Here is a 207-nt window from a genome sequence, read left to right as displayed (position 1 = left end):
TTTCCAGCGCCCCCATCAGGCGCTGGAAAACCGCGCGCGGATGGCGGTCTGGCGGGCAGGTGTCACCGGCGCATTCGGCGAAGAGGCTGTGGATATGACGCTTCTCGCAAGCGAGAAGCTTGGACAACGTTGCGCGTTGCCCACATCCCCACAGCCACGACAGCAGCAAGCAACAGTGGCGTAAAGTATCGGGAAGAACGAACGGCA

At 61.8% G+C, this 207-nt stretch carries 1 protein-coding gene; it reads left to right on the top strand.

Going from position 1 to position 207, the window contains the following annotated elements:
• Positions 1 to 184 (top strand): hypothetical protein (locus ACM43_RS09475; protein WP_271539836.1); only part of this gene is annotated, 184 nt, incomplete at its 5' end.
• Between the last annotated feature and the right edge of the window lie 23 nt (positions 185 to 207).

The sequence above is a fragment of the Bradyrhizobium sp. CCBAU 45321 genome (genome assembly GCF_028128975.1).
GTDB classification, from domain to species: domain Bacteria; phylum Pseudomonadota; class Alphaproteobacteria; order Rhizobiales; family Xanthobacteraceae; genus Bradyrhizobium; species Bradyrhizobium yuanmingense.
Note: the sequence above shows the minus strand (reverse complement) of the source record. Positions and strands in the feature narration are given on the sequence as shown.